Annotated in this window: 19 protein-coding genes; 16 read left to right on the top strand and 3 right to left on the bottom strand. The window is 71.8% G+C overall.

Going from position 1 to position 20056, the window contains the following annotated elements; genetic code table 11:
* Positions 1 to 3 precede the first annotated feature (3 nt).
* Positions 4 to 1062 (top strand): hydroxyacid dehydrogenase, encoded by a 1059-nt coding sequence (locus OP79_RS02895; protein ID WP_106972283.1) that lies wholly within the window; start codon positions 4 to 6, stop codon positions 1060 to 1062.
* A gap of 59 nt (positions 1063 to 1121) precedes the next feature.
* Positions 1122 to 3071 carry a DUF2264 domain-containing protein gene (locus tag OP79_RS02890; RefSeq protein ID WP_033318271.1) on the top strand — a complete coding sequence of 650 codons (1950 nt, stop codon included), beginning with the start codon at positions 1122 to 1124 and terminating at the stop codon, positions 3069 to 3071.
* Between the two features lie 64 nt (positions 3072 to 3135).
* Here OP79_RS02890 and OP79_RS02885 read toward each other — a convergent pair whose 3' ends face one another.
* Positions 3136 to 4017, bottom strand: a complete 882-nt coding sequence (locus OP79_RS02885) for a LysR family transcriptional regulator (RefSeq protein ID WP_033318270.1) — start codon at positions 4015 to 4017, stop codon at positions 3136 to 3138.
* Between the two features lie 475 nt (positions 4018 to 4492).
* Here OP79_RS02885 and OP79_RS02880 point away from each other — a divergent pair, with 475 nt between their 5' ends.
* Genes OP79_RS02880 through ssuE form a run of 10 tightly spaced genes read left to right on the top strand, consistent with a single transcriptional unit; the run spans position 4493 to position 14077 of the window.
* Positions 4493 to 5239 carry an alpha/beta hydrolase gene (locus tag OP79_RS02880; RefSeq protein WP_033318269.1) on the top strand — a complete coding sequence of 249 codons (747 nt, stop codon included), beginning with the start codon at positions 4493 to 4495 and terminating at the stop codon, positions 5237 to 5239.
* Positions 5236 to 6096 carry a sulfurtransferase gene (locus OP79_RS02875; protein ID WP_051744363.1) on the top strand — a complete coding sequence of 287 codons (861 nt, stop codon included), beginning with the start codon at positions 5236 to 5238 and terminating at the stop codon, positions 6094 to 6096. The genes OP79_RS02880 and OP79_RS02875 overlap by 4 nt, the downstream gene beginning before the upstream one ends.
* A gap of 34 nt (positions 6097 to 6130) precedes the next feature.
* Positions 6131 to 7030 carry an ABC transporter permease gene (locus tag OP79_RS02870; RefSeq protein ID WP_033318268.1) on the top strand — a complete coding sequence of 300 codons (900 nt, stop codon included), beginning with the start codon at positions 6131 to 6133 and terminating at the stop codon, positions 7028 to 7030.
* A gap of 5 nt (positions 7031 to 7035) precedes the next feature.
* Complete coding sequence (locus OP79_RS02865; RefSeq protein ID WP_051744383.1) at positions 7036 to 7809, top strand: ABC transporter ATP-binding protein; 774 nt, start codon at positions 7036 to 7038, stop codon at positions 7807 to 7809.
* Between the two features lie 23 nt (positions 7810 to 7832).
* On the top strand, positions 7833 to 8816 hold the full coding sequence (locus tag OP79_RS02860; protein ID WP_033318417.1) for an ABC transporter substrate-binding protein: 984 nt from the start codon (positions 7833 to 7835) through the stop codon (positions 8814 to 8816).
* Between the two features lie 7 nt (positions 8817 to 8823).
* Positions 8824 to 9927 carry an LLM class flavin-dependent oxidoreductase gene (locus tag OP79_RS02855; RefSeq protein ID WP_033318267.1) on the top strand — a complete coding sequence of 368 codons (1104 nt, stop codon included), beginning with the start codon at positions 8824 to 8826 and terminating at the stop codon, positions 9925 to 9927.
* A complete protein-coding gene (locus OP79_RS02850) occupies positions 9924 to 10931 on the top strand; it encodes an ABC transporter substrate-binding protein (protein ID WP_033318266.1) in 1008 nt (335 codons plus the stop codon). Before OP79_RS02855 ends, OP79_RS02850 begins: the two co-directional genes overlap by 4 nt.
* A complete protein-coding gene (locus tag OP79_RS02845; RefSeq protein WP_033318265.1) occupies positions 10928 to 12103 on the top strand; it encodes an acyl-CoA dehydrogenase family protein in 1176 nt (391 codons plus the stop codon). Before OP79_RS02850 ends, OP79_RS02845 begins: the two co-directional genes overlap by 4 nt.
* Entirely contained in the window at positions 12100 to 13491 is a 1392-nt protein-coding gene (locus tag OP79_RS02840) for an FAD-binding oxidoreductase (RefSeq protein WP_033318264.1), read from the top strand. The genes OP79_RS02845 and OP79_RS02840 overlap by 4 nt, the downstream gene beginning before the upstream one ends.
* Before the next feature lie 28 nt (positions 13492 to 13519).
* Positions 13520 to 14077 (top strand): NADPH-dependent FMN reductase, encoded by a 558-nt coding sequence (gene ssuE / locus OP79_RS02835; RefSeq protein ID WP_033318263.1) that lies wholly within the window; start codon positions 13520 to 13522, stop codon positions 14075 to 14077.
* A gap of 70 nt (positions 14078 to 14147) precedes the next feature.
* Here ssuE and OP79_RS02830 read toward each other — a convergent pair whose 3' ends face one another.
* Positions 14148 to 14351, bottom strand: coding sequence for a cold-shock protein (locus OP79_RS02830; protein ID WP_033318262.1), 204 nt, complete (start codon positions 14349 to 14351; stop codon positions 14148 to 14150).
* A gap of 210 nt (positions 14352 to 14561) precedes the next feature.
* Entirely contained in the window at positions 14562 to 15524 is a 963-nt protein-coding gene (locus tag OP79_RS02825) for a TauD/TfdA dioxygenase family protein (RefSeq protein ID WP_033318261.1), read from the bottom strand.
* Positions 15525 to 15930: 406 nt separating this feature from the next.
* Between OP79_RS02825 and OP79_RS02820 the strand changes: the two genes are divergently transcribed.
* The 4 genes from OP79_RS02820 to OP79_RS02810 all read left to right on the top strand — a co-directional run bounded on the left by OP79_RS02820 (position 15931) and on the right by OP79_RS02810 (position 20053).
* Positions 15931 to 17163, top strand: coding sequence for an ROK family transcriptional regulator (locus OP79_RS02820; RefSeq protein ID WP_033318260.1), 1233 nt, complete (start codon positions 15931 to 15933; stop codon positions 17161 to 17163).
* 61 nt (positions 17164 to 17224) lie between these two features.
* Positions 17225 to 17308, top strand: coding sequence for a putative leader peptide (locus OP79_RS58435; RefSeq protein WP_352368867.1), 84 nt, complete (start codon positions 17225 to 17227; stop codon positions 17306 to 17308).
* A gap of 211 nt (positions 17309 to 17519) precedes the next feature.
* Positions 17520 to 19106 (top strand): ABC transporter substrate-binding protein, encoded by a 1587-nt coding sequence (locus OP79_RS02815; RefSeq protein WP_033318259.1) that lies wholly within the window; start codon positions 17520 to 17522, stop codon positions 19104 to 19106.
* A 2-nt stretch (positions 19107 to 19108) separates the two neighbouring features.
* Complete coding sequence (locus OP79_RS02810) at positions 19109 to 20053, top strand: ABC transporter permease (RefSeq protein ID WP_033318258.1); 945 nt, start codon at positions 19109 to 19111, stop codon at positions 20051 to 20053.
* Positions 20054 to 20056: the final 3 nt, after the last annotated feature.

The following is a 20056-nucleotide window of genomic DNA, read 5'->3' as shown; positions in this document are numbered from 1 at the left end:
AGCATGGAGCGCCAGTTGCCCCGTACGGAGCATGAATTGACCGACCTCGACCACCGGCCCCGCCCGCGCGCCGTGCTGGCCATGGCGAAGAAGACCGCGGAGCAGGTCCTCGACGTCGGCGTACGGGCCCGGCTCGCCGCCCTCACCGACATCGACCCGCACCTCGTCCTGGACGATCTCACCACCCCCACCGCGCACCGTGCGCTCGCCGATGCCGAACTGCTCATCACCGGCTGGGGCTGCCCACCCATCGACGCGGCGGCCCTGGACGCCGCGCCCCGGCTGCGCGCGGTCGTGCACACCGCCGGCACCGTGCGCCACCACATCACCCCCGCGTGCTGGGAGCGCGGCCTCGCGGTGTCCTCCGCCGCCGCGGCCAACGCCGTGCCGGTCGCCGAGTACACCCTCGCCATGATCCTTCTCGCCAACAAGCGGGTCCTCGAGACCGCCCGCGTCTACCGCGCCGAGCGCCGCCGCCTCGACTGGAACGAGCGTCATCCCGACGCGGGCAACTACCGTAAGACCGTGGGCATCCTGAGCGCCTCGATCATCGGACGCCGCGTCATCGACCTGCTGCGTCCGCACGACCTGACGGTGCTGCTCCACGACCCCTACGTCACACCCAGCGAGGCACGCGCTCTCGGCGCGCACCCGGTCCCACTTCCGGACCTGTTCGAGCAGAGTGACGTCGTCAGCGTGCACACGCCGCTGCTGCCCGAGACCCGCGGCCTGATCGGCCGCGACCTGCTGGCGCGGCTGCGCACGGGCGGCACGCTGATCAACACCGCGCGCGGCGCCGTCGTCGACCAGGCCGCGCTCACCGACGAGGTGGTGTCCGGGCGGCTGCACGCGATCCTGGACGTCACCGAGCCGGAGGTGCTGCCCGCCGACTCACCGCTGTTCGACTGCCCCAATGTCCTCGTCACCCCGCACATCGCCGGTTCGAAGGGCGGCGAACTCCGCCGCCTCGCCGATCTGGCGCTGGCCGAGGTCGAGTCGTACGCCCTCGGCCGCCCCTTCGCCCATCCCGTACGGCCCGAACATCTGGCCCGCCTCGCCTGAACTCCACCGACTCGCCTACGCCGAACCAGCCGGAACGAACAGGAGACGTGGCCCCTCCCATGTCCGACCACCCCCTCGAACTCCCCGCAGAAGACCGCACCCTCAGCCCGCACACCGGCTACACCCGCGTCCACTGGGAAACCGCCGCCGACCGACTGCTCACAGCCGCCCTCCGCTACGCCACCCCCGGCCAGGCCCTGATCGACCTGCCCGGCCCGCCCTCCAAGTCCGGGGTGCGCTCGGACGGTCTGGAGGGGTTCGCCCGTACGTTCCTGCTGGCGGCGTTCCGTACGGCCGGAGCGTCCGGCAAGGACCCGCACAGCTTCCTGGAGCGCTACACGGCCGGCCTCGCGCGCGGCACCCGCACCCCCGGCCGCGACGACGCCGAGTCCTGGCCGGAGATCGGCCACCACAACATCCAGGGCCAGCCCATGGTGGAGTCCGCCTCCGTGGCGCTGGCCCTGCGGCTGACCGCGCCGTGGACCTGGGACACGCTGCCCGCCGACGACCAGGACCGCGTCGAGCAGTGGCTGCGCGGCGCGCTGAGGCACACGCCTGCCCCCAACAACTGGTACCTCTTCCCACTGACCGTCGCGGGCTTCCTGGAGTCCGCCGGACGGGGCGACGCCGAGACGCGCGGCGCGATCGAGCGCGGGCTCGGCCTGCTGGACGGCTGGTACCGGGGACAGGGCTGGTACTCCGACGGCGACGGCCGGTCCTTCGACCACTACAACGGCTGGGCCCTGCACATGTACCCGCTGCTCCACGCCCACCTCGCCGGGGACCAGGCGCTGCTCGGCCAACTCAGCCCGCGGCTGCGGGAGTTCCTCGACGGCTTCGCCCTGCTCTTCGACGCGAACGGCGCCCCCATCCACCACGGGCGCTCCCTGACCTACCGGTTCGCCGCCGTCGCCGCCGTGGCCCTCGGCTCCGTCACCGGCGTAACCCCGCTCGCCCCCGGCGTGACCCGCCGCATCCTCAGCGGGGCGCTGCGCCACTTCCTCGACCGCGGCGCGCTCACCGCGGACGGCATCCTCAGCCTCGGCTGGTACGGGCCGCACGAGGCGACGCTCCAGCGCTACTCGGGGCCTGGCTCCCCGTACTGGGCCTCCAAAGGCTTTCTCGCCCTGCTCCTCCCGTCCGAGGACCCGGTGTGGACGGCCGCCGAGGAGAGCGCGCCCTCCGAAGGCCATGACCGTGTACTCGCGTTGCCTGCCCCCGGACTGCTCATCCAGACCACAGGCCGGGACGGTCTCGCGCGCCTGCACAACCACGGCAGCTACAAGCTCGACTCGCGGGAGCCGGAGCGGGCCCCCGGCAACCCGCTGTACGCCCGCCTCGCGTACTCCACCCGTACCGGCCCGACCAGCGCCGCCAACACCCCCGACAACCACATCGCCCTGACAGTCCGGGGCACCCGCAGCGCCCGTATCCGCATCAACCCCCTGTCTGCCGGGCCTGATTGGCTCGCCTCGTGGCACCGCCCGGTCTTCCCCGAGGACGGCCCCGTCCTGCCCTCGGCCCGGATCGAGAGCCTGACGCTGGCGCGCGGCAGGCTCGAACTGCGTGTCCACCGCACCGTCGGCGTACCGGCCGGGACGCCGATCCACCACAGCGGGTGGGCCGTCGCCCTTTCGCCGGAGGCCGCCGCCGAAGCCGAACCGCGCGCGGAAATCCGTCTCGACGGACCGGAGGTGACCAGCCAACTGCTCGGCCTGCACGGCTGGCAGACTCAGCGCACCGTCCGCGCCCCGCAGGGCACGGCATACGGGCCCTGGGCCCTCGTCCCCGAACTCACCGGAACCGTCGGCGAGATCCCGGCCGACACAGTGTTCGCCTCGCTCGCCTCCCTCACCGGCGAAGGCGACCCGGCCCCGCTCGCCGGTCAGGCCACCGCCGAGGTGAGCGGCCTGACCGTCACCGTCCGCTGGGCCGACGGAACCCGTACGGTCGTGGACTTCGGCAACGGCGTCCTCACGCTCCCCACGGTCACCGAGGTGCCGGCGTGACGCCGCGCCTGGAGTGAAAGTGCGGCGTGTGACGGCAGCCGAGGTCTCCGGCCCCTCCGAAGCGTCAGGCCGCCCAGTCGGTTTCGCAGGCGGCGAGCAGCGCCCGGACTGCCTCGACGGCGGCACCGGTCACGGAAGGGTCGGCGCCACGCCGGGGGCGCGCACTGAGCCGGACCGGGTGAAGGGCGGGCAGGCTCTCGACCGGGGTCAGCCCCTCTGGATGCTGGCTGCCGGGTACGGCGAGAAGCGCCGCGCCGAGTCCGGCGCGGGCGGCGTCCAGAACGCCCGCGAGGTACCCGGCTTCGGCGACCACGGTGGCCGGAGTGTGGTGGGCGGCCAGCGCGGTGAGGGCACGGCGGCGGATGACACACGGCTCGTTGATGGCGACCAGCGGCAGCGGGGCCGGGGCGGCCGGCGGCTGCCAGCCGGGGGCCGCGTACCAGCGCAGGGGAAGTCCGCCCACGGGCGTGCCCGCCGTGGCCGTCGCCTCGGTGACGTAGACGGCGAGGTCGACCTCGCCGCGGTCGACCGCCTCCGTCAGCCGCGCCGAACGGTCGATCCGCACCCGCACCTCGGCACCCGGCCGCACCTCCCGTACGGCGTCGGTGAGCACCGGGAGGATCTGGTCGGCGCCGTGCTCGGTGGCGCCGATGACGATGATGGCGGCCTGCTCGCCGCCCTCGCCCAGGAGCCTGCGCACCGCCGCGTCGTGCGCGCCGACGATCAGGCGGGCCTCTTCCAGCAGTTGGGTGCCGTGCGCGGTGAACCGGGTTCTGCGGCCGTCGCGTTCGACGACAGGGCTGCCCAACGACTTCTCCAGCTTCCGCACATGCTGGCTGACCGCGGACTGGCTGAGCGCGAGCGCGCCGGCGGCCCGGTGGAAGCCGCCGTAGTCGGCGACGGCGATCAGGCTGCGCAACGCCACGATGTCCAGAACCGGTCGCATGGGCGCACGCTAGCACCCATTGATTAAGGATCCTGATCGGTTTTGATGGCGAATCGTCGTTGGACGCACGGCTCCTGACTCCGGCATGCTGAGCACATGCTGCGTACAGCCAACGTGTCGGCCCACGGGTCGCGCCCCCAGAGCACCGGCCCCCGGCCGCCGGCCACCGGGTCGGGCGTGTGCTGTGGCGCGGGCACCCGGCTGACACAGCGACGTGAGGTCGACTTCGGCCGCGCCGTCACCATGCGCTGTCGCTGAATCCGCGCACGCGCGTATCTCCACACGCGCGCATCTCCTTTGAGCCGAACCCGTCCTTGAGCTGATCCCGCACGCCTTCGGCGTCGAGCGGGTCTGCGCCGTGTGCGCGGCTCGCGGCTCACGACTCGCACTCCCCGCCCGACGGCCTGCGCGCCGCCCCACGGGTTCCTCCGCCCGTCAGCCATACCCGAGCCCACGACGAATCGAGTCAGTCACCATGAGCTCCCCTCAGTCCGTCCATGCCTGGGACGAACCATCAGGAATCGCCCCGCGCGGCACTCTCGTCCTGCTCCCCGGCCGCGGTGAACACGGCGGCGTGTACGAGCGGTTCGGCCGCCGCATCGCCGCCGACGGCTATCGCGTCCGGGCACTGGGCGACGCGGCCCTCGATCCGGACGCGGTCCTGGACGAGGCCGCCAAGCTGCTGCGCGACGAGACACTGCCCGGCCCTCGGGTGCTGGTCGGCGCCGACACCGGAGCGCTGTACGCCGCTCAGCTCGCCGCCCACGGCACACCGGGCCTGGACGCCCTGGTGCTTGCCGGACTGCCCGCCACACCGCACGCCACCGCGACGGCGAGCGACTGGGAGGACGAGCTGGACCAGCGCACCGCCTGCCCCACCCACCGGGGCAGGCTCACCTCTGACGCCGAACTCCGCCGCGGCGCCCTGGCCGACACGCCCACACCCGAACTGCCCGCCCCTGCCGACGTCTCCGTCCCCGTACTCGCCCTGCACGGCGCCGACGACACGGTCAGCCCGCTCGCGGATGCCCGCCTCGCTTATGGGGCGCTGCCCGGCGTGGAACTGGTCAGCCTGGCGGGGACCCGGCACGACGCGCTCAACGACCTCACCCACCGCACGGCCGCCGCGACCGTCGTGCTGTTCCTGGAGCGGCTGCGGCTCTCCCCCGACCGAGGGCGACACGCCCTCGCACCCATCGCCACCCGGGAGGACCTCGCATGACCGCCCCCGTCCTGACGAGCGTGGCTGAGCTGTACTCCCGGCTGCGCATCGGCGACGCCGCCGATCCGGCACCGCTCGTCCTCGACGTGCGGTGGCAGCTCGGCGACCCGCACGGCCGCGAGCACTACCTCAAGGAACACATCCCCGGCGCCGTATACGTGGATCTGGACACCGAACTCGCCGCGCCGCCGACGCCCGAAGACGGCCGCCATCCCCTTCCCGACCCTGCCGAACTCCAGGCGGCCGCGCGTCGTTGGGGTGTCACCGCGGACCGCCCGGTGGTCGTGTACGACGACAACGGCAACACCGCCGCCGCCCGCGCCTGGTGGCTGCTGCGCTGGGCCGGAGCCGAGCAGGTGACTCTGCTCGACGGGGCACTGGGCGCCTGGCGCGCGGCCCGGCTGCCGACGGAGACCGGAGAGCCCGACACACCCGCGCCGGGCGACATCGTGCTCCGCCCGGGGCGGCTGCCGGTGCTGGACGCCGACGCGGCGGCCGAAGTCGCCCGAGAGGGCGTGTTGTTGGACGCCCGCGCTGCCGAGCGCTACCGCGGTGAGAGCGAGCCGGTCGATCCCCGTGCCGGGCACATCCCCGGCGCCCTGTCCGCCCCGACCGGCGACAACCTCACCCCCGACGGCACCTTCCGCGACGCGGAGGAGCTCGCCGTGCGGTTCACCGCACTGGGCGCCGATGACGCGATCGAGGTCGGGGTCTACTGCGGTTCCGGCGTCACGGCCGCCCACCAGATCGCGGCGCTCGCCCACGCCGGAATCCCCGCCGCGCTGTACCCCGGTTCGTGGTCCGCCTGGTCCGCCGCCCCGGACCGCCCTGCCGTGCTGGGCGAACGACCGTACTGAACCGCCCTCCCCCGTCCCCACGAGAGGCCGAGCCATGCCTGCCCCGAACACCGCTGTATCCGGAACCTCCCCACCGACACACGCACCATCACCGCATACGGACACACCGGCCCCGTCCCTCACGAAGATCGACCGCCCCGCAGCCCCGCGCAAGCCCCGCACCCTTCGTGTACCGCGTGGTGTGCGACGCGCCGCCGGCCCCGTCGGTCTGCTGCTGGTCTGGTTCCTGGCCAGCAGCACCGGGGTGCTGCCCGAGTCCGTACTGGCCTCGCCCGTCGATGTCCTCCAGCGCGCCATAGACCTCACCGGCACCGGTGAACTGCCGCAGGCCATCGCCGCGTCCGGTCGCCGGGCGGCCATCGGGTTCCTCATCGGCGCGACGGTCGCGCTCGCCCTGTCGCTCACCGCCGGGCTTTTCCGGCTGGGCGAGGACGTGATCGACGCGTCGATGGGCATGTTCCGGGCCATCCCCTGGGTCGGGCTGATCCCGCTGTTCATCGTCTGGTTCGGCATCGACGAGACCCCGAAGATCGCGCTGGTCGCACTCGGCGTCACGTACCCCCTGTACTTCAACATCTACGGCGGCATCCGCTCCGCCGACGCCCAGCTCATCGAGGCCGGGCGGATGGTGGGGCTCGGCCGCCTCGGTCTGATCCGGTACGTGATCCTTCCGTCCGCACTGCCCGGCGCGCTGGTGGGGCTGCGCTACGCGCTGTCCACCGCCTGGCTGGCCCTGGTCTTCGCCGAGCAGGTCAACGCCGACGCCGGCATCGGCTACCTCATGAGCAACGCCCAGCAGTACTTCCAGACCGACGTCATCGTCCTGTGCCTCGCCGTCTACGCGGTCCTGGGGCTGCTGTGCGACTTCGCCGTACGGCTGCTGTCACGTCGGCTGCTGGCCTGGCGGGCCTCGTTCGACGGAGAGGGAGCGTGACGGCCATGAGCACGAGTGTGAGCACCCATGTCGAGGTCCGCGGGCTGACCCGGGCCTTCGACGACAAGACCGTCATCGACGGACTCGATCTCACCATCCGCCAGGGCGAGTTCGTCGCCCTGCTGGGACACAGCGGCTGCGGCAAGTCGACCCTGCTGAAGATCCTCGCCGGTCTGGACAGCGAGACCGAGGGCGAGGTGACCGTACCCGAGCGCCGTTCCGTGGCCTTCCAGTCGCCGCGGCTCATGCCCTGGCTGCGGGTCTGGCGCAACGTAGTGCTCGGCCTGTCTGCCTCCTCCGACCGGGCGCTCGCCGAGCGCTATCTCGCCGAGGTCGGCATCGAGGAGTACGCGAGCAGCTGGCCCAAGACGCTCTCCGGCGGCCAGGCCCAGCGCGTCTCACTGGCCCGCGCACTGGTACGCGAGCCCGAACTGCTGCTGCTCGACGAGCCGTTCGGCGCACTCGACGCCCTCACCCGCGGCAAGGCCCAGCGGCTGGTCGCCGACCTCTGGCAGCGGCACGGCTGCTCGGTGCTGCTGGTCACGCACGACGTGGAGGAGGCGCTGCTGCTCGCCGACCGGGTCCTGGTGATGGACGACGGGCGGATCGCGCACGAGGCCGAAGTCGGCCTGGAGCGCCCGCGCAACCTCGGCTCCCCCGACTTCGTACGGCTGCGCGGCGAGCTGCTGCACCGGCTCGGCGTCCACGATGCCTCGGCACAACTCGACGAGCCCACGACGACAACCACGGCCGCCGCCACGACCACGGCCACGGCATGAACCACAGGAATCCCATGAACCGCATGACCACCCGCACGGTACGCACCCTCGGCGCCGCCCTCTCCCTCGCCGCCCTGCTCGCCACCACCGCCTGCGGCGGCAACAGTGAAGCCGCGTCCGACGGGAGCTCGTCGGGCGTGACCCTCACCATCGGCGACCAGGCCAAGAACCTGCAGACCCTGTTGAACGCCTCCGGCGCGCTCGAGGGGACGTCGTACGACGTGAAGTGGGCCGAGTTCGAGGGCGCCGCGCCACTCTTCCAGGCCGTGCAGGCGGGGGCAGCCGACACCTCGTACGCCGCCGATCTGCCCACACTCCAGGCCCTGTCCGGCTCCGTGCCCGTCAAGGCGGTGGGCGCGCTGCACAACGACGGCACGCACACCGGGATCGTGGTCCGCGAGGGCTCGTCGGTGAAGAGCGTCAAGGATCTCAAGGGCAAGAAGGTCGTGGTCTCCTCGGCCAAGGGCTCCATCGCCGAGTACCTGCTCGCGCATGTGCTGGAGCAGGCGGGGCTGAGCTACTCCGACGTCAAGGTGCAGTACCTGCTGCCGACCGACGCCCAGGCCGCGTTCACCTCCGGGAAGATCGAGGCCTGGGCCACGTTCGGCGTCTACAAGGCGGTCGCCGAGCAGCAGGGCGGCCGACTCCTCGTCAACGGTGCCGACGGGCGCGTGAGCGGCTACGGGTTCATCGGCGCCTCCGAGAAGGCACTCGCCGACAAGGGCAAGAAGGCCGCCGTCGCGGACTACCTGCGCCGCCTGGACAAAGCACTGGCCTGGTCGCGGAAGCACCCGGACGACTACGCCAAGGCCATCCAGCAGAACAACGGTGCTTCTCCCGAGGTGGCCAAGACGCTGGTCAGCCAGGCCAACAGCGAGCTGCTGCCGGTGAATTCACAGGTGACCCGGGCCGTGCAGAAGGTCGGCGACACCATGCACGGCATCGGTGTGCTCACCCCGAATCCGACCGTCGCCGACCACGTCGACACCAGCCTCGTCAAGGAGTGACCCCGCCATGCCCGTCGAGTTCATCAGCGCCGTCCACCCCAATCCCGCCACCGAGGGCGACCCCACCGCGGGCTCCGGCATCGACGTCGACTACGCCCGCCGCTACGCCCGCGCCCTCGACGACGGCGGCTTCGACTACACCCTCGTCACCTACCACTCGGCCTCTCCCGACGCACTGCAGCTGGCGCAGTTCGTCGCCAACCACACCGAACGCATCAAGCCGGTCCTGGCACACCGCCCGGGGGTGATCTTCCCGACCCACGCCGCCCGCGCCCTGGCCACCCTGGACCGGATCAGCGAGGGCCGACTGGCGGTGCACATCATCTCCGGCGGCAGTGACGAGGAGCAGCGCCGCGAGGGTGACTATCTGAGCAAGAGCGAGCGGTACGCGCGCTCGGACGAATACATCCGGATCCTGCGCAAGGTGTGGTCGGCCGACGGACCGGTCTCCCACGAGGGCCCGTACTACCGCTTCGAGGGCTTCCGCTCCGACGTCACCCCCTACCAGGACACCATCCCGATCTCCGTGGGCGGTTCCTCGGAGGACGCCTACCGGGTGGGCGGGCAGTTGGGCGACATCTTCGGGCTGTGGGGCGAACCGCTCAAGGAGACCGCCGAGCAGATCGCGGCCGTGAACGCGCACGCGGACGCCGCCGGTCGTCCCCACCCCCGTATCTGGGTGTCCTTCCGCCCGATCATCGCCCCCACCGACGAGCTGGCCTGGGAGAAGGCGCACCGCATCCTGGGCACGGTCAAGGCCAACCACGCCGAGCGCGCCAAGCAGCGCCACTACCCGGCGCTCGGCCAGGGCGCCCCGGCCAACGTCGGCTCGCAGCGCCTGCTGGCCGTCGCCGAACGCGGCGAGGTGCACGACCGCTGCCTGTGGACCGCGCCGGCCACCGCCACCAACGCCGCCGGCGCCTCGACCGCGCTGGTCGGCTCGCCGGATACGGTCGCCAAGGCGCTGCTCGACTACGTCGACATCGGCTGCGAACTGCTCTCCATCCGTGGCTACGACCCGCTCAACGACGCGATCGACTACGGCCGTCACGTGCTGCCCCTGGTCCGCCAGGAGCTGGCACACCGCGCCGCCTCGGGAGCGGCCGCGTGAGCCGGACGGGGCGCGCGCTCGCCCTTGCCGCCGTGCTCCTGGCGAGTGCGCTCACCGGCTGCGGCGGCTCGGCGGGCGCCGAGGACAACGGCGGGGACGGCTCAGTCACCCTGCGGGTCGGCGCGACGGGCTGGCAGCGGGAGGAGGCCCTGCTGAAGTTCGCCCACCTGGACGACACCCCCTACAAGGTGCAGTGGAGCCTCTTCCAGGGCGGCGACAAGCAGTTGGAGGCGGTGCGGGCCGGGGCGCTGGACGTGGCGAACTCCAGCGAGATCCCGCCGGTCTTCGCCGCCGCCGACGGCAGGCCCAACTTCAAGGTCGTCGCCGTACAGCGCGGCACCACCCTCAACCAGGAGGTCGTGGCCCCCAAGGACTCGGGGATCACCTCGATCGCCCAGCTCAAGGGCAAGAAGGTCGGCTACGTCAAGAACACCACCGCCCACTACTTCCTCTACGAGCTGCTGAAGCAGGCGGGGCTCGGCTGGGACGACATCTCCGCCGCCCCGCTGGAACCGGACAAGGGCCTCGCCGCACTCAACGGGGGCTCCGTCGACGCCTTCGCCGGCTACGGCAACGCCGTCATCGCCGCCCACCAGCAAGGAGCCCGCACCATCGGCTCCGCCAAGAACATCCTCTCCGGGAACTTCCTGTGGACGGCCTCCGACGACACCCTCCAGAGCCCGGCCCGCCGCAAGGCGCTCGCGGATCTGCTCACCCGTATCGACAAGGCGTACGCGTACGTCCGCGACGGGCGCGAGAAGGAGTACGCGAAGGTCGTCGCCGCGGCGACCCATCAGCCGGTGGACGAGGCGCTGGAGGAGTTGGAGGAGGGCGAGGCGCAGCGGAAGACCGAGGTGCGGGTGACGAGCGCCCAGGCCACCGCCTCCCAGCAGAAGGTGGCCGACGCGTTCCGGGATCTCGGCGCCCTGAAGCAGCCGCTGAAGGTCTCCGCGTTCTGGACCGACCGCCTCAACTCCCCGCTGCGGAAGGCACTCCCCTCATGACGACCGGTCTCCTGCTCCGCGCACCGGATCTCACCACCCTCGCCCACGTCACCGGACGGCTCGCGGCCACCGCCGCCGAGTACGACCGCACGGGCGTCTTCCCGGCCGACGGGATCCGCGCCGCGCACGAGGCCGGGCTGCTCACCGCCACGGTCGGCGAACGGTACGGCGGTCCCGGGCTCGGGGTCGCGGGCACCGCACGGATCCTGCACGCGCTGGGCGAGGGCGACCCTTCGGTGGCGCTCATCGCGGCGATGAGCCTCACCATCCACCACCGCCAGGCCGTACGGCCGCACTGGCCGGAGGAGCTGTACGGGCAGGTGCTGGCCGAAGCGGCTGGGCGCCCGGTGCTGCTCAACCACGTGCGGGTGGAGCCCGAGCTGGGCTCCCCCGCACGCGGCGGGCTGCCCGCGACGGTGGCCCGGCGCACGGCCACGGGCTGGTCCCTGTCCGGCCGCAAGCGTTTCGCGACCGGTGTGGAGGGGCTCGACTGGCTGCTGGTGTGGGCCACCACGGACGAACCCACGCCGCGGGTCGGCACCTTCGCCGTCCCCGGCACCACCCCCGGCATCGAGATCACCCACCGCTGGGACCATCTGGGGCTGCGCGCCAGCGGCAGCCACGACATCGCCCTGCACGAGGTCGAGATCCCGGCCGGGAACGTGGTCGACATCGCCGCACACGGCGTCGGCGCGGAGCAGGACAACCGCGCGGGCGCCGCTCTCCATCTCCCGCTCGCCGCCCTCTACTTGGGCGTGGCCCGCGCGGCCCAGCGGTACTTCCACCGGTTCGCCCACGAGCGGGTGCCGGCCAACCTCGGCCACCCCGTGGCCCGTACGGAACGCTTCCGGCGGACGGCGGGAGAGATCGCCCTGCGGCTGGACGCGGCCGAACAGTTGGTGTTCGGCGGCGCCGAGCGGGTGGACGCGGCCGACGACACGTACGCCCCCGAACAGGCCCTGGGTGCCCGGGTCCTGGCCGACCGGAACGCCACCGAGGCGGTCGGGCTCGCCGTACGGCTGCTGGGCAATCCGGGCCTGAGTCGCGACAACCCCCTCGAACGCCACTTCCGCGACGTCCAGTGCGCCCCGGTGCACGCCCCGCAGGAGGACATCGCGCTGCTCGCCATCGGGGGACGGGCACTCGACGAGGCCGGAAGGGCGGACCTATGACCCTCCAACTCGGAACGGACGAAGCCCTGTTGCTGTTGACGGCCCTGCGCCGCGACCTGCCTGCCGCCGCGCTGAGCACCGGTGCCCAGGCCGCCCCGTACGCGACCGACCGCTCCGGCAGCCACCCGGACGGCGTGCCGCTCGCCGTCGTGCACGCGGCGAACGCCGACCACGTACGGACGACTCTGCGGCACGCGCACGCCCTGCGGGTGCCGGTGGTACCGCGCGGGGCCGGGACCGGACTCTCCGGTGGGGCGAACGCCGGAGCGGGCACCGTCGTGCTCGACCTGTCACGGATGAACCGCATCCTCGACCTCGACCCGCACGACCAGATCGCCGTCGTCGAACCCGGCGTCATCACCGCCGAACTGGACCGCGCGGCAGGCGAGTTCGGGCTGCGGTACGCACCCGATCCGGCCAGCGCGGCGATCTCCACGGTGGGCGGGAACATCGCGACCAACGCGGGCGGGCTGCGTTGCGCCAAGTACGGGGTGACCCGGGACGCGGTGCTGGGTCTCGACGCGGTGCTCGCCGACGGGACGCCGATACGGACCGGCCGGCGCACCGTCAAAGGGGTCACCGGCTATGACCTGACGGCCCTGCTCACCGGTTCGGAGGGCACTCTGGGTGTGATCACCGCCGCGACGGTACGACTGCGTCCGGTGCCGGAGGCGACCGCCACCGTTGCCGCCTACTTCGACACCTTCGCCGAGGGCGCCGAGGCGGTGTCGGCACTCACCGCCGCCCGGCTTGAGCCCTCCATGGCCGAGCTGCTGGACGGCCCAGTGCTCGGAGCCGTGGACGAGGCGCAGGGCACGGACCTGCGTTCGCGCGGTGGTGCGTTGCTGCTCCTGCAGTGCGACGGGCGGTCCGCGGCGGCCGAGGCGGAGGCGGAGCTGGCGGTACGGCTGCTGCGGGACCGTGCGGCGTCGCTCGAGACGACCTCCGACCCCATGGAGGCGGAACGACTGCTCGCAGCTCGCAGGCTCGCTCTGCCCTCGCTTGAGCGGCTGGGCCGTGTGCTGATCGAGGACATCGCCGTCCCCAGGTCCCAACTGGCCGCCGCCGTACGGGAGATCACGGCCATCGCCGAACGCCACGACGTACGGATCTTCACCTTCGCCCACGCCGCCGACGGCAACCTCCACCCCATCCTCGTCCTCGACCCCGCCTCGCCGGACATCCCGAATGCGGCCTGGCAGGCGGCGGGCGACATCTTCACCGCCGCGCTGCGCCTGGGCGGCACCCTCACCGGCGAGCACGGTGTGGGCACGCTCAAACGGCGCTGGCTCGCCGACGAACTCGGCCCCGAGCAGCACGCGCTGCAGCAACGCATCAAGGCGGCCTTCGACCCGCACCGCATCCTCAACCCTGGCAAGGCCCTGTAACGCCCCCTTCCTCCTTTGGAGCTCTCTCATGGCCACCGTCCTCTCCGTCTCCGGCAGCCCCTCCCCCACCTCCCGCACCGCCCGTCTCCTGCGCGACCTCGACGCCCGGCTGACGGCCCAAGGGCACGAGGTGGTCCCCCTGGACGTCCGCACCCTCCCGCCCGAAGCCCTGCTGCACGCCGACTTCGGCCACCCGGCGATCGTCGCGGCCACGGAGCTCTTCGCCCGGGCCGACGGAGTCGTCATCGGCACCCCGGTCTACAAGGCCGCGTACTCCGGACTGCTCAAGTCGCTGCTCGACCTGCTGCCCCAGTACGCCCTGACGGGCAAGACCGTGCTGCCGCTCGCGACCGGCGGCACCACCGCCCATGTTCTGGCGATCGACTACGCCCTGCGCCCGGTCCTCGCGTCCATGGGCCCCGCCCACATCACGCCGGGCTGGTTCGTCCTCGACAAGCACATCGAGGTCCGCCACGACGACAGCGGCATCGTCGTGGAGCCAAAGACGAGGGAGGCGCTGGAGCAGGTCGTCGACCAGTTCTCCGCGGCCCTCGGCGACCGTGAGCCACTTGGAGCGGTGGCGTGACTGCCCCGCCCCTGGGGTGACCTTGCTGGGCAAACGGCCATACGAAGATCTGGCGGGCGGGGCGCTGTGGTCACGCCGGGCGGATGTTCTCCGCCTGCGGGCCCTTCTGGCCCTGCACGACGTCAAACTCGACCTTCTGCCCCTCCTGCAGCTCCCGGAAGCCCTGAGCGGCAATGTTGGAGTAGTGGGCGAAGACGTCGGGTCCGCCGCCCTCCTGCTCGATGAAGCCGAAACCCTTTTCGCTGTTGAACCACTTCACAGTGCCCTTGGCCATAGCCTGCTCCTTCGAGGAACCCCGGGCTCGCACCCTGCAGGCCCGGGAGATGGTTGCCCTGGTCCGGAGAGGCGCTGAACAGCAAGAACGCCCATGATCGTGATCACGGGCGAACGGGACTTCGGAACCACGACTACTGGATACCGACGCTACACCGCGTGGCCGACAGCCGCTATCGACGCGGCTGTGGATGATGCTTGATCGAGGGAGTCAGACCTCGGTGAGCGCTCCGCCGGTGGACGCGCCGGAGGCGATCCCGTGGACGGGCTCAGGAACCGACTCCGGGGAGAGCAGCAGCGAGCGGCGGCCGTCCGCGCCGACCGGGACGTCACCGTCGATGGTGACGCGGCGCAGGGTGCGCTCGTGGTCGTCGGAGTCGTCCACTCCGTAGTGCTGGGTGGCGCGGTTGTCCCACAGGGCGACGTCACCGGTGCGCCACTGCCAGCGAACGGTGTTCTCCGGGCGTTCGACGTGCGACTGGAGGACGCCCACGACGGCACGCGAGTCGCTGCTGCGCAGACCGGCAAGCTTCTGCAGGAAGTTGCCGAGCAGCAGGACCCGCTCGCCGGTCTCCGGGTGCACCCGCACCACCGGGTGCTCGGTCTCGAACTTGGTCGAGGTGAAGACCTTCCGGTGCCGGAGCAGCTCCGCGGACGGCGCCTCCGGCCGTGCGGCCGCGTAGTCGTAGTCGTTGGTGTGCACGCCGCGCAGGCTCTCGGCCAGCACCCGCAGCGGCTCGGGCAGTCCTGCGTAGGCGGCGGCCGTGTTGGCCCACAGGGTGTTGCCGCCGTACGGAGGAACGACCTCGGCGCGCAGAATGGAGAAGGCCGGGAACGCTGGTACGAACGTGACATCGCTGTGCCACTGGTTGGCGCGGCCGCCGTGGTCGTTGTCGACGGCGAAGGCGTAGCGGCCGTCGACGGAGGGCACGGTCGGATGGGCTACGGGCTCGCCGAGCAGCCGGCCGAACGCCTCGTGTTCGTCGGCGTCGAGGTGCTGCTGGTCGCGGAAGAAGACGACCTTGTGCTCGAGGACCGCGGCGCGGATCACGGCCACGGTGGCCTCGTCGAGGCCACCGCCGAGTCGGACTCCGGAGATCACGGCTCCGATGCGGCCGCCGACCTTTTCTATGGTGAGAGCGGTGTTCTTGGTGACGTGTGCGGTGGACGTCATGGCAGGTCCCTTCGCCGAATTGGCTGTTGGTGGCTGTGGTGTCCGTTGATGGCTTTTAGTTGCTGTCGGAGCGGAAGGAAATCCGCGCAGATAAAGGGCATCCGGTAGCCGGTTCGACCCACAAAGGCACTGAGGTGTGCGATGGGGATACGGCGTGATGGCCGGGTCGGGCGGTGTGCTGCCGTCAGTCACGAGCTTGGGCGCGCGCCCGGAAGTCGGTCAAGGCTCCCGGGCCCCGCTTCACGACCTTGCAATACGCCCGACACCCGCGCCGTGGTCCCTGCTACTGCCGGTCGCCAAACCGCCTCCGTACACGGCATGTTGGAGCCGCTCACCCGTCGTCCGGGAAGAACCGAGATCCCTTCGTCCGGGAAGAACCGGCATCCCCTCGTCCGGAAGGACCGTCATGCCGACTGCCACTCCCCCCGCTGCGCGCGCCTCCGGCGACGGCCGCCGGGAGGCCAACGCCGCGTCCGTATTGCGGGCCGTTCTCGACCACGGTCCGGTGGCCCGCAGCGGCATCGCCAGGCTGTCCGGGCTGAGCCCGGCGGCCGTCTCCCGGCAGTGCACCGATCTGGCGCGCCTCGGCCTGGTGCGCGAGGTACCGGAGCTGGTCGCGGCGAGCGGTGTGGGCCGGCCGCAGATACCGGTGGACCTGCACACCGGTGAGACCGGTGGGCCACTGGTCGCGGGCGTGCACATCGGGGTGCCGCGCTCGGCCTTCGGGCTGACGGACCTGCGCGGCACGGTCCTGGTCCGGCACGACTTCCGGCACGACGGGATCCCTGCGACCGAGCTCGCGGACCGGGTGGGCCGCGGACTGTCCGCGTTCCTCGCCGAACACGCACCGGACGGCGGCAGGGTCCTCGGGGTCGGTGCGGCGATCGGCGGCTGGGTGGACCCGGCCACCGCCACGGTCGTACGGCATGACGCGCTCGGCTGGCACCACCACCCCTTGGGGGCCGAGCTGCGGCGGCGCACCGGGCTGCCCGTGCGGGTCGACAACCATGCCCGTGCCGTGGCCCAGTCCGAGTTGCTCTTCGGCCGGCCCGCCGCGCGGCGTTCCCTGGTCCATCTGTTCGTGGGCAACGTGGTGGACGCGGCACTCTCCATCGCCGGCGTGGTGCACAGCGGGCCGCGGTCGGGTGCGGGGGACGTCGCGCATCTGCCGGTGCCGGAGAGCACGGTGCGGTGCCCGTGCGGCCGTACCGGCTGTCTGGAAGCGACCGTTTCCGACACCGTTCTCGGCCGACGCGCGGTGGAGCGCGGCATCGTGCCGGAGCCCAGCGCCGCACTGCTCGTGGACGCGGCGGCGACCGGCGACCGACGTGCCGACGCGCTGTTGCGGGAGCGCGCGCGTGCGGTGGGCCGGGCGACGGGGCTGCTTCTCGACGTGCTCAACCCCGACCTGGTGGTGGTCACCGAGCAGTCCAGCCTTCTCCAACCCGAATACCTCGACGACATCCGGGCGGCCGCGGTCGGTCAGTCGCACGTCTGCGACGATCCGGAGCGGATCGTGGTCCCACATGCTGGACCGGCGGCGCTTCTCGTGGCGGCCGCCACAGTCGTCCTGAACCCGCTGTTCAAAAGCCCGCTGCAAACTTTCGGCAATACTGCAGCAATGCTCCCGTCAGCCTGACAAGTCGCCCTGGGGCAAGGACTGTTGACCCTTGCGGACGGCCGCTGTCATTCTGCTGCACGTGAACCCGGATCTGCGCCTCGTCTCCCGCTGGCACGTCGACCTCTGTCGGCAGTCCAGCGCGATCTGTGCTGTCTGCCGCTGATCCGTCCTTGATCCGTCCCTGATCAGCCGCTGATTGGCCGCTGATCCTCCGGGTCCGCGCGGGCCGTCCGGGCTTCCGCCATCGGCTTGCTCCAAGGGCCCGCTCCGAGACCTTCCCTCCCGTGCCCGCACCACTTGATTGCGCGCTCCTCCGCCACGCCTCCGTACGGGCCATTAATTCCTGCCGCAGCGAAAAGAACAGGTCTTCCACCATGCCCTCGTCCTCCGCCCTGCCCCTGGATCCGCTGACCCGGCGCACCGCCCTGCGCGCCGCGGGTGCCGGCGCCCTGCTGCTCGGGACGGGCGGTGGGCTGGCCGGCTGCCGGTCGGCCGTGAACGCGGAGGAGGGGTCGGCGGGTCCCAAGCGCGGCGGCACGCTGACCGTCGCCATCAACCAGGACTTCACGCCCGCGCTGCTGTTCACGCAGACCGGCCAGTCGCTGCAGAACCGGCTGATCTACAACACCCTCATCCGCTACGACGACGACCTCAAGCCGCAGCCTGAGCTGGCCACTTCGTGGGAGTACGCCCCCGACGGCAAGAGCATCACGCTCAAGCTGCGGGGCGACGTGACGTACCACGACGGCCGGGAGTTCACCGCGGACGACGTCGTCTTCGCCGTCGAGAACCTTCGAAAGCCGGAGCGCTCGGCACAGCTGGCGGCCACCGCCAAGGCGGTGACCGGCTTCGAGAAGCGCGGCGACCACGAGCTGGTGGTGAAGCTGGCGCACCCGGTGAGCAACCTCTTCGACCTCTTCGAGTTCATGATCATCACGGACCGGCACTCCGTCGGGGACGCTGTGAAGGGCAAGAAGCTCAACGGCACCGGCCCGTTCCGCTTCAAGCGGTGGCGGCCGGGGACAGGCCTCAGCCTCGCCCGCAACGAGAAGTACTGGAAACCGGACCGCCCCTACCTGGACGCCGTCGAACTCCGCGTCTACACGCAGCCGGACGCCCTGCTGTCCGCGCTCCGCTCGGGGCAGGCACAGCTCTCGTACCACGTCTCCGGCAAGCACCTCGCCACCCTCAAGAGCAGCTCCGGCTTCACGATCAAGCAGTACGACACCGGCAACGGCGCCGTGTACGTCGGGGCCACCCTCGACGAGGCGCCCGCCGACTCCAAGACGTTCCGGCAGGCCATCGCCTGGGCGGTGGACCGGGACCGGGTCGTCGACCAGGCCCTCGGCGGCTACGGCCTCGCCTCCGCCGCGCCCTGGCCCAAGTCGTCGCCCGCCTACAGCGAGGCGAACCGCACCCACTACACGCACGACCCCGGCAAGGCGCGAGAGCTGCTGAAGTCCTCCGGGGTACCGGCGAGCCGCACCCTCCCGCTCGGCCACCCCACCACGCCGCTGCACACCGCCATCGCCGAGATCGTGCAGTACGACCTCCAACAGATCGGCATCAAGACCGAGTTGCAGCCCTTCGACCCGGCCTCGTTCCAGAAGAAGCTGATCTCCGGCACCATGCCGACGCTCTGGGTCAACGGCCACGGCTTCGCGCAGGTGCAGCCCGCCACCCTGGCCGTGAGCGCGTACCCCTTCAACGAGGCCAGGAACACCTCGCACTTCCGCTCCGCGGAATACACCGAGGCGGTCCAGGACGCCTGGCGGCAGAAAGACGCCGACGGGGCGAAGGCACACGCCCGCTACCAGAAGATCTCCGATCTGCTGCTCGACGAGGCGTTCATCATCGACCTCGCCGTCCAGGACTCGGTGCAGGTCGCCGCCGAGAAGCTGCGCGGGCCGGCGCTCACCAAGTTCTCGTACCTGAACCTCGACGACGCCCACCTGGTGTGACCATGCGCGGCTACCTCCTCAAACGGATCCCCTCCGCACTGCTGGTCCTCCTCCTCGCCTCCTTCCTGATCTTCGCCATCCTGCGCCTGGTCCCGGGCGACGCCGCCGAGGTGCTCGCCGGACCCGACGCGTCCCCGGAGTCAGTCGCCGCCATCCGCGGTCAACTCGGCCTCGACGAGCCCCTGTTGACGCAGTACGCGGCCTGGATCGGCGACCTGGTCCGGGGCGACCTCGGCCCGTCGTACGCCATCGGCGGCCAGGTCGCCGACCTGATCGGCGACGGGCTGGGCGCCACCGCCGAACTCACCCTGGGCGCCCTCTTCTTCACCGTCACCCTCGGCCTGCTGCTCGGCGTGCTCGGCGCCACCTCACGGCGGCGCCCGGTGCGAGTGGCCGTCCATGCCCTCACCACCGGGGCGCTCGCGGTGCCGCCCTTCGTCACGGGCGTACTGCTGGTGCTGGTCTTCGCGGTCGGGCTGCGCGTCCTGCCGTCCGGCGGCCGCATCGGCCTCCTGGAAGCACCCGATCTGGAACTGCAGTACCTGCTGTTGCCCTCCCTCTGCCTCGCCCTGCCCAGCGCCGCCGTGCTCGGCCGCTACCTCAAGGACAGCCTGGAGCGCGCCTTCGCCGAGGACTACATCCGCACCGCCACCGCGGCCGGCGTGCCACGGCGCAGGCTGCTGTGGCGGCACGCGCTACCCAACGCCCTGCCACCCGTCGTCACGCTGCTCGGCATGCAGACCGGCCAACTCCTGGGCGGTGCCGTCCTGGTGGAGGCGATCTTCGCCTGGCCGGGTCTTGGCCAGCTCGCCGAGCAGGCGCTGAACCGCCGCGACTACCCCGTCGTCCAGGATCTCCTGCTGCTCCTCGTGGCCGTCTTCGTACTGGTCCAGCTGCTGACCGACGTCGTCTACGCCGCGCTCGACCCGCGGATCCGGTGGGAGTGACCG

The sequence above is a fragment of the Streptomyces yerevanensis genome, assembly GCF_000716805.1.
GTDB classification, from domain to species: domain Bacteria; phylum Actinomycetota; class Actinomycetes; order Streptomycetales; family Streptomycetaceae; genus Streptomyces; species Streptomyces flaveus.
This window is presented reverse-complemented; position numbering and strand designations above follow the sequence as displayed.

Bases quoted from the DNA above. Each gene is read 5' to 3' on its own strand.
- OP79_RS02855 (WP_033318267.1), top strand. From the start codon at position 8,824: ATGCCCGTCGAGTTCATCAGCGCCGTCCACCCCAATCCCGCCACCGAG.
- OP79_RS02860 (WP_033318417.1), top strand. From the start codon at position 7,833: ATGACCACCCGCACGGTACGCACCCTCGGCGCCGCCCTCTCCCTCGCC.
- OP79_RS02875 (WP_051744363.1), top strand. From the start codon at position 5,236: ATGACCGCCCCCGTCCTGACGAGCGTGGCTGAGCTGTACTCCCGGCTG.
- OP79_RS02820 (WP_033318260.1), top strand. From the start codon at position 15,931: ATGCCGACTGCCACTCCCCCCGCTGCGCGCGCCTCCGGCGACGGCCGC.
- OP79_RS02880 (WP_033318269.1), top strand. From the start codon at position 4,493: ATGAGCTCCCCTCAGTCCGTCCATGCCTGGGACGAACCATCAGGAATC.
- OP79_RS02845 (WP_033318265.1), top strand. From the start codon at position 10,928: ATGACGACCGGTCTCCTGCTCCGCGCACCGGATCTCACCACCCTCGCC.
- OP79_RS02865 (WP_051744383.1), top strand. From the start codon at position 7,036: ATGAGCACGAGTGTGAGCACCCATGTCGAGGTCCGCGGGCTGACCCGG.
- OP79_RS02825 (WP_033318261.1), bottom strand. From the start codon at position 15,524: ATGACGTCCACCGCACACGTCACCAAGAACACCGCTCTCACCATAGAA.
- OP79_RS02870 (WP_033318268.1), top strand. From the start codon at position 6,131: ATGCCTGCCCCGAACACCGCTGTATCCGGAACCTCCCCACCGACACAC.
- OP79_RS02840 (WP_033318264.1), top strand. From the start codon at position 12,100: ATGACCCTCCAACTCGGAACGGACGAAGCCCTGTTGCTGTTGACGGCC.
- OP79_RS02815 (WP_033318259.1), top strand. From the start codon at position 17,520: ATGCCCTCGTCCTCCGCCCTGCCCCTGGATCCGCTGACCCGGCGCACC.
- OP79_RS02890 (WP_033318271.1), top strand. From the start codon at position 1,122: ATGTCCGACCACCCCCTCGAACTCCCCGCAGAAGACCGCACCCTCAGC.
- OP79_RS02830 (WP_033318262.1), bottom strand. From the start codon at position 14,351: ATGGCCAAGGGCACTGTGAAGTGGTTCAACAGCGAAAAGGGTTTCGGC.
- OP79_RS02810 (WP_033318258.1), top strand. From the start codon at position 19,109: ATGCGCGGCTACCTCCTCAAACGGATCCCCTCCGCACTGCTGGTCCTC.
- OP79_RS02895 (WP_106972283.1), top strand. From the start codon at position 4: ATGGAGCGCCAGTTGCCCCGTACGGAGCATGAATTGACCGACCTCGAC.
- OP79_RS02885 (WP_033318270.1), bottom strand. From the start codon at position 4,017: ATGCGACCGGTTCTGGACATCGTGGCGTTGCGCAGCCTGATCGCCGTC.
- ssuE (WP_033318263.1), top strand. From the start codon at position 13,520: ATGGCCACCGTCCTCTCCGTCTCCGGCAGCCCCTCCCCCACCTCCCGC.